Here is a 12,403-nt window from a genome sequence, read left to right as displayed (position 1 = left end):
GACCCGTCCCGCGACCGGCATCGGTCGCGGGACGGGGTCAGTCGCGGATCAGGTGCGGCACGAAGCGCGAGCGGTTGCTGGTGATCCGGCCCGCATCTTCGCGCAGACCGATACCGGCCGGTTGGTCACCCACGACCCAGGATCCGACAATCACGTGCCGGCCATCGAATACAGGCGCTTCATGCACGGCCTGCAGGATCGCCCGGCCGCTATAGCCGCCGTCCAGACCACTCTCGGTGCGGCCCGCCTCGACGATGTCGATGTTGGCCCCCTCGCGGGAGAACAGTGGCTTTCGGACGTGCGCCGCTGACAGGGCCGACGCCTTCGCATCGTCCTCGAAATACGACTCCAGCAGGTTGGGATGGCCGCCATGCCGCTCCCACAGCAGCGGCAGGATGCCCTTGTTGGACAGGATCGATTTCCAGGCGGGCTCCAGCACGGTGATCTCGGCCGTCGGCAGCGGCTCGGCATAGTCGTCGCGCAACATCTGTTCCCAGGGATAGAGCTTGAACATCGCCTGGATCAGCCAGTTCTGCTCGTCCACGAACCGACCGTCGGCATTCAGCCCGATGTCGCCGATGGCCACGAATTTCGGGTCCAGCCCGGCCTGTCTGGCCAGATCCTCAAGGAAGCGCACGGTCTGGCGATCCTCGACGAAGTCCGGGTCGGATGCGAAATGCACGAATCCGCCCATCGGGAAGATGGCCCGGAACCGGGCGATCAACGCCTCGTGCAGACTGTTGAACTGATCCGAGTCGGCCGGGATCGAGCCATCCGCGATCCGCTCCTCCAGCCACAGCCACTGGAACACGGCGCTCTCATAGACCGAGGTCGGGGTGTCGGCGTTGTACTCATAAAGCCTGGCGGACCCCTTGCCGTCGTAGGCGAAATCGAACCGCCCATACAGCGACGGGTCGCCCCGCTTCCAGCTGTCGGCGACATAATCCCGGAGCTTTTCCGGAATCTCCAGCAGTCCCATCAGCCGCTCGGACTTTACCGTCTCATCGACGAGATCCAGGCACATCTGATGCAGTTCGGCCGTCGGAGCCTCCAGCCCGTCCTCGATCTCGGCCAGCGAGAATTCATACGCCGCGGCATCGTCCCAGTAGGGCTCGCCCGAGTCGTGGTGCCAGGTGAACCCCAGCCCTTCGGCCCGGGTCTGCCAGTCGGGACGTTCGGGAAGCGTGATGCGTTTCATGGTGTCGGGCGGTCAGCCCGGCTCCTTCTCGCCCGGCGTCGACTGGCCGATGCGCGGCGTGACGACCGTCACCTCGGCCTGGGTCAGACGGGCCAGCACGTCATCCGCCGACGAATGGCCCGGCAGGATGCCCGCCTCCTTCAGCTTGGCGTCCAGATCGGCACCGGTCCGCTTGTCCTCGAACTCCTGACCGACTCGAAGGCGTTCTTCCTGCACCGCCTGGCGCTGCTTGATGCGCTGCAGGCTGTCGGCGGCCGAGCCGATGCGGGACTGGGCACCGGCGGATTGCAGGGCGACGGAGGTCTGGGCCCGCTGGACGCTTTCGTTGACCTTCACGATGTCGATCTCGCGACGCAGGGTCTCGATCTTCTGGTCGGTCGAGGCGATGGCGGTGCGCAAGCGCGCCTCGGCCTGTTTCATGTTCTCGATCACCGGCTCGCGCGTGGCGATCTCGGATTCCAGCTCGGCAATGCGTCCGGCGACTTCGCGGGCCAGATCGGTCTTGCCCTGGCCCAGGGCGGCGCGGGTCGAGCTTTCATATTTGACGATCTGGTCACGGAACGAGGCCATTTCGCTTTCGGCCATGCGGCGGCGCGCGACCAGACCGGCGAGGTCATCGCGGGCCTTGCCCTGTGAGGTATCGGCGTCGCGGATTTCCTGGTCGAGAATCTTCAGGGCGTTCTGGTCGACGACGGACTGGGCCGCGTCATGGGCGGTGCCGCGGAACAGGGCGGAGAGTTTGGTGAGCATGGACATGTCGGTGTCTCCGGTTCAGGCGGCTTGGCCAAAGGTTTCGCGCAGGGCGGTCGCGTCGATGGCGTTCTCGGCCAGGGTGCGCAGCTCGATCAATATGGTCTGTAGCGTCGTCTTTGAGGCCAGCTCGCCCATCAGCTCATAGACATCCTGATCGCCGACCGAGGTGATGGCGAAGTTCGACAGGGGCACGACGCGCTGGGCCTTCAGCAGGAATTCGTTGAAGCGGGCAGTGTCCGCCTGTTCCGAGACCGGCCACAGCAGGACCGAGACCACGATCTGCGAGCCCCCGACACTGAGATAGATCGGCAGATCGCCGTATTCCTGCATGGAGACCAGCAGGACCGGATCGGCCCCCTCCAGCACCCGGGCGGTCAGCTCGCCCTCGCGCACCAGGGCTGAGTCTTCCAGCGCCGCCTTGATGGTCGGCACGGTCCAGGCGGTTTCGATGACGGCGTCCATGTGAGGTTCGGCTCCGGTTGATGGTCTTGAGGTGGGGCGTGGGCGGCGCGGTGCAAGCGCGGGTCCGCGTGTGGAATCTGTAATGATGGCGTGCACTGCGGCGCGGACATCGTCGCGGCAACCCCGGGGAACCCAGAACTCCAGCTTCACCATACCCGCGTCGCGCCGCGCCTGTCGCCAGGCGCGGATGCGGTCGGTGCCCGGACTGGCAGAAATGTTCTCAGGGGTCGCCATGTTGCATGTAACGCGTAACATGAACGCTTGACGTTCTGCAAGCGAGGTGCGAATTCCGGTTATGGCCCCAGCCTTCCTGACCGATGGGATCTCGCGTAAGGACACTCCCATGTTCAAGCGTCTCTTCGGCGGACAGCCGGCGGCGGAACCCGCCAATCGATTGGCGGTCGTTCGCAACATGACCGTGGGACGAACCGTGTCGCTGGATCCTCTCGCCTGGCGTCGGCTGCAGCCCGAGACGGTCTTCAACCTGGACACCGACGCGCTGGAGATCACCGCCCAGGGCACGATCGCCCTGGACAGCGGCCAGCACGTCCACCGCTTCTATACCGACGACCACGTCATGCTTCAGGCCATGAGCGACGACGCCACAGGGGCGGAGGCCTATGACTTCTCGCTCTTCATGCCCTGGACCAGCGCCTATCCCCCTGGTCCGCGCGAGCGGCGGATATGGACCGACCGGCTGAGCGAGCCCGTGTTCGACGGCACAGCCGAAGACCTGCCCTCCTATCCCCGGTTCTGGTTCTCCGAGAGCGATGCCCGCCAGCCGCCCGTGACCCTGTGGGAGACGATCTGGGACAGCCGCACGGCGACCGTCCCCTATGCCCGCATCTTCCAGACCTGCATGCTTTATGCGCGCGATCTGGCCGGCGGGCGCGAGCTGATGCTGGCGCTGGAGATGGAGCCCGAGAAGGCCCCCGGAAAATCCGCCGACATCAGCCACGAGATCATGATCGGCATCCCCCTCGAGATGGCCGAGTTCACGGCCTAGGAAACCCATACAATGTTCGACTGGTTCGCCTTCCAGACCGGGGCCACGGCCTTCATCATCGCTTTCGTAGCGGCGATCGCCTTCTTCTCGGCCTTCAAATTCATCTACCAGATCGTCACGCCCTATCATGAGCGCGACCTGATCCGGCAAGGCAATACGGCGGCCGCCGTCGGCCTGGCCGGTGCCCTGGTCGGCTATGTCCTGCCCCTGGCCTCGGCCCTGTCGCACACGGTCAGCCTGCCGGAGTTCGCGGCCTGGGCCCTGCTGGCCGGGGTGATCCAGATCCTCGCCTTCCTGGTGGTCAGCCGCGTGCTCTACAAGGCCCTGGCCAGCCGGATCGAGGCGGGAGAGATGGCCGCCGGTGTCTATCTGGCCTCCATTTCCATCTGCGTCGGCTTGCTGAACGCCGCCTGCATGACGACGTGAGTGCGACCATGACCGACGCCCGGACCCCCGCAGAGACCACCACCATGCGCCGCCTGAAGCGGTCGCGCACCCTGCAGGTCACCAGCCTGATGGCCACGGCCAGCTTCTCGCTGGCCGCCTGTGGCGCACCCCAGGTCGCCGCTCCGCCGCCCGAACCGGCCCTGGCCTATACCTCGCTGGACGAGTGCAAGGCCGCCAATGACATCTCCGATACCGAATGCGACGCGGGGTATGCCAATGCCGCCAAACAGGCCGAGCAGACCGCGCCCCGTTATGCCACGCGCGAGGAGTGCGAAGGTCAGTGGGGCCCGGAACAGTGCCGCCAGAACAGCTCGGGCGGATCGTTCTTCACGCCCCTGCTGACCGGCTTCGTCATCGGCCAGATGCTGAACGGCGGTGGTTATCGCGGTGGCGGAGCGCTGTACCGCGACCGCGAGGGCAACTATCAGAACGGCTATGGCGGCGGTTATCTCGGCCGCGACTACCGCACCGGCCGCCAGATCGCCAATGGCCGCGACTATGGCACCGACGTGGCCCGCCAGGCTCCCTCGCGCGTCCAGAGCCGCACGACGGTCGTCTCGCGCGGCGGCTTCGGCGGCGGTGGGCGCGGCTTCGGGGGCTGACCCCGGAGGAAGCGCTCGCCCGCATTGACACGGTGCGCGGCCCTGCAGCATGACGAAGCGCTCCTCGCCGGGCGGAACGGGACGAATCGACAATGCGCGTGACCATGATCGGCACCGGCTATGTGGGCCTGGTGTCCGGAGCCTGCTTTGCCGACTTCGGCCATACGGTCGTCTGCGTCGACAAGGATCCGTCCAAGATCGAGCGGCTGAACGCCGGCGAGATTCCGATCTTCGAGCCCGGCCTGGACCAGCTGGTCGCCGACAACGTCAAGGCCGGTCGGCTGTCGTTCACCGTCGACGGGTCCGAGGCCATCCGTGATGCCGAGATCGTCTTCATCGCCGTGGGCACCCCCACCCGACGCGGCGACGGCCATGCCGACCTGTCCTATGTCTATGCGGCGGCGGAAGAGATCGCGGGGCTGATCCAGGATTTCACCGTCGTGGTGACCAAATCCACCGTGCCGGTCGGCACCGGCGACGAGGTCGAGGCCATCATGCGTCGCGCCAATCCCGACGCCCAGTTCGCTGTCGTCTCCAACCCCGAGTTCCTGCGCGAGGGCGCCGCGATCGAGGATTTCAAACGCCCGGACCGCGTCGTCATCGGGGTCGAGGACGAACGCGCCCGCGCCTTCATGGCCGAGCTGTATCGCCCGCTCAGCCTGAACGAATTCCCGGTCGTCTACACCTCGCGCCGCACGTCCGAACTGATCAAATATGCGGGCAACGGCTTTCTGGCGATGAAGATCACCTTCATCAACGAGATCGCCGACCTGTGCGAAAAGGTCGGTGCCGACGTCCAGCAGGTCGCCAGGGGTATCGGGCTGGACGGGCGGATCGGGTCGAAATTCCTGAACCCCGGCCCCGGCTATGGCGGGTCGTGCTTTCCCAAGGACACCATCGCCCTGGTCCGCACCGCCCAGCAATATGGTGCGCCGATCCGCCTGATCGAGACCACGGTGGAGGTCAACGATGCGCGCAAGCTCGCTATGGCCGAAAAGATCCGCACCGCCATGGCCGGACCGGGCGGCGATATCGCGGGCAAGACCGTTGGGGTGCTGGGCCTGACGTTCAAGCCGAACACCGACGATATGCGCGACAGCCCCAGCCTGGCCATCATCCCCGCGCTGCAGGCCATGGGCGCCACGGTCAGGGCCTTCGACCCCGAGGGCATGAAGGAGGCCCGCCACCTCCTGCCCGGCACCACCTTCGTCGAGGGGGCCTATGCCGCCGCCGAGGGGGCCGACGCCCTGGTCATCCTGACCGAATGGGACCAGTTCCGCGCCCTCGACCTCACCCGCATCGCCGGCACCATGACCCGCCCCCTGCTGATCGACCTGCGCAACGTCTACCGCGCGCACGAGGTGGCGGCCGACGGCATGGAATATGTGGGGATCGGCAAGCCGTAGGAGAAATCGAGGTGCCGACGATAGCCTTCTTTCATGGCATCGCCATCCGCATGTTCTTCAACGACCACGCGCCGCCGCACATCCACGCCTATCGCGGTGATCAGGAAGCGAAGTTCGACATCGAGACCGGGGCGCTGATCGGCGGCAAGCTGGCGGCGGCCCAGCGCAGACTCGTCCAGAAGTGGATCGCGATGTACAATGCGGAACTTCTTGCCGCGTGGCTGGCCGTCCGCAACGACCAGACACCGGAACGCATTCCGGGACCCGATGCCGACAATGACAACTGACATCGTCCGTGTTCGAAAGCTGGAACGGCTCGGCGACCATCGCCTGAAGCTGTGGTTCTCGGACGGTCGCGCGGGAGAATGGGACTTTTCTGCCATCACTCAACGCGACACCCCGATGACCCGCCCTTTGGCCGATCCTGCCTATTTCGACCGCGTCTTCCTGGAGTTCGGCGGCCTGACCTGGCCCAACGGCTACGACTGGGCCCCGGACGCGCTGCATGCCGACATGGCGGCGGCCGGGGCATTAAAGGTCGAGAGCGCGGCGGCTTAGTCAGAACTTGCGGCCTCGCGGCTCGGCGACCAACTGGTTTTCATCTTGCCAGACGATCAGACCTGGATCGCGGGTGGTCAGCACCTCGACGTGAACTCCACATGCTTCAAGAGCCAGCTTCAGCCTGTGCATTTGACGAATATGTTCGCCGGCCGCCGGCTTGAACCACGATAGGCCAGGCTGGCCGAAGCCCTTGTGCCCACCCACCGAGAATACCTTTGGAATAGCGAGATTCTCGTTAAACCACGATGCGATCGTTCGGGCCTCGACGATTGCCCAGCTGGGCTCATGTTCGCTCTCAACCGCTTCATCGATAGCCTTGAACAGCCCGAGGCGGCTGCGCTGCCTCCCGACGGATTTGAAACAGACGAACCGGACGTAGGTTCGGGCCGGCGAGCTCACAACGCCTTCACGATCCCCTCGACCATCTTCTTGGCATCGGCGAACAGCATCATGGTGTTGTCGCGGAAGAACAGCTCGTTCTCGACCCCGGCATAGCCCGCCGCCATGCCGCGCTTGATGAACAGCACCGTCCCCGCCTTCTCCACGTCCAGAATCGGCATGCCGTAGATGGCGCTGGTCGGATCGGTCTTGGCGGCCGGATTGGTCACGTCGTTGGCCCCGATGACGAAGGCGACGTCGGCGGTGGCGAACTCGGCGTTGATGTCTTCCAGCTCGAACACCTCGTCATAGGGAACGTTGGCCTCGGCCAGCAGGACGTTCATGTGGCCGGGCATGCGACCGGCGACAGGGTGGATGGCGTATTTCACCTCGACGCCCTCCTCCTTCAGCTTGTCGGCCATTTCGCGGAGCGCATGCTGGGCCTGGGCGACCGCCATGCCGTAGCCGGGGACGATGATGACCTTCGAGGCGTTCTTCATGATGAAGGCGGCGTCGTCGGCCGAGCCCTGCTTGACCGGCCGGGTCTCGACACGGGCCTCTCCCGCCGGACCGGAGTCGCCGCCGAACCCGCCCAGGATCACGCTGATGAAGCTGCGGTTCATCGCCTTGCACATGATGTAGCTGAGGATCGCGCCCGACGACCCGACCAGGGCCCCGGTGATGATCAGGGCGATGTTCTCCAGCGTGAAGCCCAGCGCCGCCGCCGCCCAGCCGGAGTAGCTGTTCAGCATCGACACCACGACCGGCATGTCGGCCCCGCCGATGGGGATGATCAGGGTCGCGCCGAGGATCAGCGACAACGCGAAGACGCCCCAGAAGGCCCAGACCGCCGAGCCTTCGGTGCCGATCAGGATGCCGATCAGGAAGACCAGCGCCAGCGCCAGGCCGATGTTGATCAGGTGCCGCGCCGGCAGGATGATCGGCGCGCCGCTCATGTTTCCGTTCAGCTTGGCGAAGGCGATGACCGAGCCGGTGAAGGTGATGGCCCCGATGGCGACGCCCAGCGACAGTTCGATCAGGGAGATGAGCTTGATCCCGCCCATGGGCGTGGCGATGCCGAAGGCGTCGGGCGCATAGACGGCCCCGACCGCGACCAGACAGGCCGCCATCCCGACCAGCGAGTGGAAGGCCGCGACCAGCTGGGGCATGTCGGTCATCTTGACCTTCGAGGCGATGAAGGCCCCGCCCCCGCCGCCGACGATCACACCGGCCGCCAGCAGCGCCAGGGTCAGCGGATCCAGCGCGCCCGTCGTGCCCAGCGTCAGCAGGGTCACGCCCACGGCGACGGCCATGCCGACCATGCCGTAGGTATTGCCCTGACGGCTCGTCTCCGGGCTGGACAGTCCGCGCAGTGACAGGATGAACAGGACGCCCGACGCCAGATAGGCCAGGGCCGCGATCGATGCGTTCATGTGTTGTCTTCCCCCAGCAGTCGTTCGATATCGGCGATCAAGGGCGGAAAATCCTCCCTGACGGTCATCACCACAATCGTCAGATCGATCTGACGATAGGCGTGAACCAGAATGTTCCGCATGTTGATGGCCCGTCTCCAAGGAATCTGCGCATGGTCGGTGCGATAGGTGTCGGGAATCTTGGCCGCTGCCTCGCCCACAACCTGGACGGCGCGGATCAGCGCGAAATGGGTTTTCATATCCGCTTCGACTTCGGTCGCACTGGAATCGCCAAGCAGATCAAGCGAGATTCGTGCGTACTCCGCGATGTCTTCCAGACGGAAACGGATCGGTGGATCGATCACAGCGTCACCAGGTCGCGGCTCATCCAGGCCCAGCGCTCAGGCTTCATCGAGTGCCGGTCCACAAGGTCGATCCTGCGTCCGATCCTATCCTCAAGATCAGCCATGATCCCACCGAGGTCGAACAGGGTCGGTCGACCAATCACGTCATAAACGACGTCGACATCACTGTCGGGGCGGGCCTCGCCACGCGCAACGGACCCCACCACGCCGACCAATTCGACGCCCAAGGCCCTAGCAGAAGGCAGCTCATCGCGGATAGCATCCAGGGCGCGGTCGAGCAGGGTGGCGGTATCCTCCATCAGAACACACCCACGGCCGCACGTTCGCCCACGCTCGCCGCGCCATCGGCCACCACATCCGCACCTCGTACGATCGCGATTCCCACCGGACCCGCGCCGCCGGTCTTGGTCACTGTGCAGTCGCCATTGTTGACAGGCCGCCGCCCGGCCTGCGGCCCCCGACCACGCGTGTTGAGGCGATTGATCCAGCGGTGGGTGTCATACTGGTTGACGCGAATGGTCGCGGGACGGAAGCGACATACCAGCGTCCAGGTCGCCCCGCCGGGAGCCGCGACATGCCAGTATAGTCCGCCCTCGTGGTTCGCGCCCAGGTCCGTCTGCGCCATGGCATGAGCCGGCACGGCGGCGAGAACGGTCGTGGCGACTGCGATCGCGCGCGTCATCGCACCGGCTCCTGCGCCGTCCGCGCCAGCCGCCACAGGGCCGCGGCGATGAACAGCGGTCCCAGCAGCACCATGGCCCAGTCCCACGACATCATCGGCCGGTCCTGGATCACCACCCGGGTCAGGATACCCGAGAACAGCATGACCACGCCGCAGTCGCGCCAGCGCAGCTTCTGGATCGCGTTCTTCTCGCCCAGCCAGCTCCACAGCCACATGGCCAGCCCGACGCCCGTGGCGATCCACGACGCCGTCCAGGCGATGGAGCCGGGGGACAGGTTGAGCACGTCGTGGGTCACTGCGCGGCCCTGTCTGAACGCAGGCGGCTTCCAAGCTTCCCGTATCCGTCAGCGCCCAGGAAGGCGGCCATGGCCACGAAAAGGATAGCCGGGAGCCAGTCATGTTGGACGGCATAATCTAACGCCTGCCAGCCCATGAAGACCATGAAGCTCGGATAGAAGAACACCATCAGGCCCAGTTCGATCCTGCGACGCGTCTCGACGCACAGTCTTCCGCTCGTGGCGACGAACACGAGGATCGCCAACAGACCCAGCGCCGCCGCAACCGAGAAAAAGACGATCAGAAACATCAGGTCGTCGCCTTGGCCTCGACCCTGGCGGGTCGTTCCTTCTTCTTGTACATGGCCAGCATCCGCCGCGTGACCATGAAGCCGCCGAAGATGTTGACGCTGGCCAGGGTCACGGCCACGACGCCCGCTCCCTTGGCGATCCAGGCATTCGGCCCGGCGACATCACCCGACACCGCCGCCGCCGCGATCAGGCCGCCGACGATGATGACGCTGGAAATCGCATTGGTCACGGCCATCAGCGGCGTGTGCAGGGCCGGCGTCACCGACCAGACGACATAGTAGCCGACGAAGATGGCCAGCACGAAGATGGCCAGGCGAAAGACGGTAGGATCGACGTGTTCCATCAGGCGGCTCCCTTGAGGCCTTCGTGCACAACTGAACCAGCGTGGGTGACCACCGACGCCTTGAGGATCTCGTCCTCCAGATCGAGCGCCAGCGCGCCGTCCTTGATCAGCAGACCCGTGAAGGCGACCAGGTTCTTGGCATACAGCGCCGACGCATCCGACGGGATCCGGCCCGGCAGGTTGGTATAGCCGACGATGGACACGCCGTTCGCCGTGGTCACCACCTCGCCCGGCTTCGATCCCGCGACATTGCCACCTGCCTCGACGGCCAGGTCGATCAGCACACTGCCCGGCTTCATCGAAGCCACCTGTTCGGCGCTGACCAGCACGGGCGCGGCGCGGCCGGGGATCAGGGCGGTGGTGATGACGATGTCCTGCTTTTTGATATGTTCGCCGGTCAGGGCCGCCTGTTTGGCCTGGTATTCAGGCGACATCGGCTTGGCATAGCCGCCGGCGGTCTGGGCGTTCTTGAACTCCTCGTCCTCGACCGCGAGGAATTTGGCCCCCAGCGATTCGACCTGTTCCTTGGTGGCGGGGCGGACGTCGGTGGCCGTGACCACCGCGCCCAGACGCCGGGCCGTGGCGATGGCCTGAAGCCCGGCGACGCCCACGCCCATGACGAAGACCTTGGCCGGGGCGACCGTGCCCGCCGCCGTCATCATCATCGGGAAGCCCTTGCCATAGGCATAGGCCCCCTCGATCACGGCCCGGTAACCGGCCAGGTTCGCCTGGGACGACAGGGCGTCCATGACCTGGGCCCGGGTGATCCGGGGCACGAACTCCATGGCGAAGGCGGTGACATTGGCCCCGGCCATGGCCGCGACCGTGTCCTTTTCGCGGTACGCGTCCAGCATGGCCACGACCACCGCGCCCGGCTTCATGGCGCTGACTTCCTGCGCCGTCGGTCCGCGCACCTTCAGGACCAGGTCGGCCCCTTCGAGCACGGCGCGGGTGTCCGGCTTCACCGAGGCTCCGGCGTCGGTGTATTCGCTGTCCGGAATGGCGGCCCCCAGGCCGGTCCCGGCCTCGACCGTCACGGTGGCACCGAGGGCGATGAGTTTCTTGACGGTTTCGGGCGTGACGGCGCAGCGCGTCTCGCCTTCACGGCGTTCCCGGGTCACGGCGATGGCAACGGCCAAGCGAATCTCCCCATCCGAAGCGGATCGATTGACGTTAGGCGTTGGAAGGCGACGGCGTCAAAGGTGAACCGCGCCCAAGCCGCGAGATGTCGCGCGTCGAGTGTCGGCGAACACTCCGGCGCGCAAGCAGCGAGCGACCGCGTCGCGCGCGTTAGCGCCTCGAATTAGTGATCTGCCTTCTTCCCGCCCTTCAGGAAGAAGAAGCCGGCCGCGCCCACGACGGCCGCCGAGATCAGGCCGCCGACGATGCTGCCGCCCGGCTGGAAGGCCAGGGTCAGGAACAGTAGCACGACTGCGACCACCAGCGAACCCCACTTGGCCAGGTCCTGGAACAGGGCCCAGGTGGCCGCCTGTTCCTCGATCGTCATCGTGCCATGCACATAGGCCTCCGCATCATGGTCGGCGGCGGCGTGCAGGGTGTCGTGATGATGGTCGGCCATGGCAGGGGTCCGGTGGTGAATGCGTTGTGGCGGGTCTTATAGCGACAGGGGCGGAAGGCTCAAGGCTTTCAGCCTGCCTTGGTGTGGGCCAGCATATACTCTCGCAACACACGGTTGACGGCCGTCTGGTATTTCGGCTCCGCGCTCTTGAACCAGGCGACCACGTCGGCGTCGAGGCGGATCGTCACGGCCTGCTTTTCGGGGCGATAAAAAAGCCCGCGCTTGAACCCGCTGAAGTCGGTGATTTCCGGTGCGTCACTGAAGTCGATGTCTTCGTCCGTCATGGCGTCGATGGCCGCGAGTTCAGCTGAGATATCTCTCGTCGCCGGTTTCATATCCCTTGATTTCATGTCTGCTCGCCTTTCGGGCCGTGATCACACGCACATAGATTTCACCGTCTTCGTCAACCCAGGTATGTCCAACGAACAGGATGGTCGTGAATCCAACGCGTCCGACAGTCCGCCAACGCATCTCGCCATCAACAACCCGGTCCATACCGCTTATGGCATCAGGATCTTCAAACACATGGATCGCCCAGTCGAACGCGATGCCGTGTTTGGCCAGATTGCTGCGCGCCTTCGCATCATCCCAGTCGAACTTCATCCACGTCACATTGTACTTA

Annotated in this window: 21 protein-coding genes; 6 read left to right on the top strand and 15 right to left on the bottom strand. The window is 65.4% G+C overall.

All coding sequences use genetic code 11. The annotated features are described in order from the left end of the window. Positions 1-37: 37 nt before the first annotated feature. The 3 genes from HZ989_RS05105 to HZ989_RS05095 are packed head-to-tail and all read right to left on the bottom strand — an operon-like array spanning position 38 to position 2,413. The gene (locus tag HZ989_RS05105; protein ID WP_209322551.1) at positions 38-1,198 is read right to left on the bottom strand and encodes a glutathionylspermidine synthase family protein; all 1,161 of its coding nucleotides are present in this window, start codon (positions 1,196-1,198) and stop codon (positions 38-40) included. A gap of 12 nt (positions 1,199-1,210) precedes the next feature. Next, complete coding sequence (locus HZ989_RS05100) at positions 1,211-1,954, bottom strand: PspA/IM30 family protein (RefSeq protein WP_209322550.1); 744 nt, start codon at positions 1,952-1,954, stop codon at positions 1,211-1,213. Positions 1,955-1,969: 15 nt separating this feature from the next. Further along, positions 1,970-2,413, bottom strand: a complete 444-nt coding sequence (locus HZ989_RS05095) for a YjfI family protein (RefSeq protein WP_245162460.1) — start codon at positions 2,411-2,413, stop codon at positions 1,970-1,972. A gap of 343 nt (positions 2,414-2,756) precedes the next feature. Between HZ989_RS05095 and HZ989_RS05090 the strand changes: the two genes are divergently transcribed. The 6 genes from HZ989_RS05090 to HZ989_RS05065 all read left to right on the top strand — a co-directional run bounded on the left by HZ989_RS05090 (position 2,757) and on the right by HZ989_RS05065 (position 6,432). Then, positions 2,757-3,419, top strand: a complete 663-nt coding sequence (locus HZ989_RS05090) for a YjfK family protein (RefSeq protein ID WP_209322548.1) — start codon at positions 2,757-2,759, stop codon at positions 3,417-3,419. Between the two features lie 12 nt (positions 3,420-3,431). Beyond that, complete coding sequence (locus tag HZ989_RS05085; protein WP_209322547.1) at positions 3,432-3,845, top strand: DUF350 domain-containing protein; 414 nt, start codon at positions 3,432-3,434, stop codon at positions 3,843-3,845. 8 nt (positions 3,846-3,853) lie between these two features. Further along, entirely contained in the window at positions 3,854-4,468 is a 615-nt protein-coding gene (locus HZ989_RS05080; protein ID WP_209322546.1) for a DUF1190 domain-containing protein, read from the top strand. Between the two features lie 92 nt (positions 4,469-4,560). Next, positions 4,561-5,874, top strand: coding sequence for a UDP-glucose/GDP-mannose dehydrogenase family protein (locus tag HZ989_RS05075; RefSeq protein ID WP_209322545.1), 1,314 nt, complete (start codon positions 4,561-4,563; stop codon positions 5,872-5,874). A gap of 11 nt (positions 5,875-5,885) precedes the next feature. Next, entirely contained in the window at positions 5,886-6,161 is a 276-nt protein-coding gene (locus tag HZ989_RS05070) for a DUF4160 domain-containing protein (RefSeq protein ID WP_209322544.1), read from the top strand. Beyond that, positions 6,151-6,432 carry a DUF2442 domain-containing protein gene (locus HZ989_RS05065; protein WP_209322543.1) on the top strand — a complete coding sequence of 94 codons (282 nt, stop codon included), beginning with the start codon at positions 6,151-6,153 and terminating at the stop codon, positions 6,430-6,432. Before HZ989_RS05070 ends, HZ989_RS05065 begins: the two co-directional genes overlap by 11 nt. Here the strand turns inward: HZ989_RS05065 and HZ989_RS05060 are convergent, their stop codons facing one another. The 12 genes from HZ989_RS05060 to HZ989_RS05005 all read right to left on the bottom strand — a co-directional run bounded on the left by HZ989_RS05060 (position 6,433) and on the right by HZ989_RS05005 (position 12,384). Continuing rightward, on the bottom strand, positions 6,433-6,834 hold the full coding sequence (locus HZ989_RS05060; RefSeq protein ID WP_209322542.1) for a hypothetical protein: 402 nt from the start codon (positions 6,832-6,834) through the stop codon (positions 6,433-6,435). Then, positions 6,831-8,246, bottom strand: a complete 1,416-nt coding sequence (locus HZ989_RS05055; RefSeq protein ID WP_209322541.1) for an NAD(P)(+) transhydrogenase (Re/Si-specific) subunit beta — start codon at positions 8,244-8,246, stop codon at positions 6,831-6,833. The genes HZ989_RS05060 and HZ989_RS05055 overlap by 4 nt, the downstream gene beginning before the upstream one ends. Further along, entirely contained in the window at positions 8,243-8,590 is a 348-nt protein-coding gene (locus HZ989_RS05050; RefSeq protein ID WP_209322540.1) for a DUF86 domain-containing protein, read from the bottom strand. Before HZ989_RS05050 ends, HZ989_RS05055 begins: the two co-directional genes overlap by 4 nt. Beyond that, positions 8,587-8,889, bottom strand: a complete 303-nt coding sequence (locus tag HZ989_RS05045; protein ID WP_209322539.1) for a nucleotidyltransferase family protein — start codon at positions 8,887-8,889, stop codon at positions 8,587-8,589. The genes HZ989_RS05050 and HZ989_RS05045 overlap by 4 nt, the downstream gene beginning before the upstream one ends. Next, the gene (locus tag HZ989_RS05040) at positions 8,889-9,272 is read right to left on the bottom strand and encodes a hypothetical protein (RefSeq protein WP_209322538.1); all 384 of its coding nucleotides are present in this window, start codon (positions 9,270-9,272) and stop codon (positions 8,889-8,891) included. The genes HZ989_RS05045 and HZ989_RS05040 overlap by 1 nt, the downstream gene beginning before the upstream one ends. Further along, positions 9,269-9,568 carry a hypothetical protein gene (locus tag HZ989_RS05035; RefSeq protein ID WP_209322537.1) on the bottom strand — a complete coding sequence of 100 codons (300 nt, stop codon included), beginning with the start codon at positions 9,566-9,568 and terminating at the stop codon, positions 9,269-9,271. Before HZ989_RS05035 ends, HZ989_RS05040 begins: the two co-directional genes overlap by 4 nt. After that, positions 9,565-9,858 carry a hypothetical protein gene (locus HZ989_RS05030; protein WP_209322536.1) on the bottom strand — a complete coding sequence of 98 codons (294 nt, stop codon included), beginning with the start codon at positions 9,856-9,858 and terminating at the stop codon, positions 9,565-9,567. Before HZ989_RS05030 ends, HZ989_RS05035 begins: the two co-directional genes overlap by 4 nt. Continuing rightward, positions 9,858-10,202 (bottom strand): NAD(P) transhydrogenase subunit alpha, encoded by a 345-nt coding sequence (locus HZ989_RS05025; protein ID WP_209322535.1) that lies wholly within the window; start codon positions 10,200-10,202, stop codon positions 9,858-9,860. Before HZ989_RS05025 ends, HZ989_RS05030 begins: the two co-directional genes overlap by 1 nt. Further along, positions 10,202-11,341, bottom strand: coding sequence for a Re/Si-specific NAD(P)(+) transhydrogenase subunit alpha (locus HZ989_RS05020; RefSeq protein ID WP_209322534.1), 1,140 nt, complete (start codon positions 11,339-11,341; stop codon positions 10,202-10,204). The genes HZ989_RS05025 and HZ989_RS05020 overlap by 1 nt, the downstream gene beginning before the upstream one ends. Before the next feature lie 164 nt (positions 11,342-11,505). Further along, a complete protein-coding gene (locus HZ989_RS05015; protein ID WP_209322533.1) occupies positions 11,506-11,781 on the bottom strand; it encodes an aa3-type cytochrome c oxidase subunit IV in 276 nt (91 codons plus the stop codon). Between the two features lie 68 nt (positions 11,782-11,849). Then, positions 11,850-12,065, bottom strand: a complete 216-nt coding sequence (locus HZ989_RS05010) for a BrnA antitoxin family protein (protein WP_245162459.1) — start codon at positions 12,063-12,065, stop codon at positions 11,850-11,852. A gap of 19 nt (positions 12,066-12,084) precedes the next feature. After that, entirely contained in the window at positions 12,085-12,384 is a 300-nt protein-coding gene (locus HZ989_RS05005; protein ID WP_209322531.1) for a BrnT family toxin, read from the bottom strand. Positions 12,385-12,403 lie beyond the last annotated feature (19 nt).

The organism is Brevundimonas sp. AJA228-03 (assembly GCF_017795885.1).
GTDB lineage: Bacteria > Pseudomonadota > Alphaproteobacteria > Caulobacterales > Caulobacteraceae > Brevundimonas.
The sequence above is the reverse complement of the archived record's forward strand: the minus strand, read 5'-3'. Positions and strand labels throughout refer to the sequence as shown.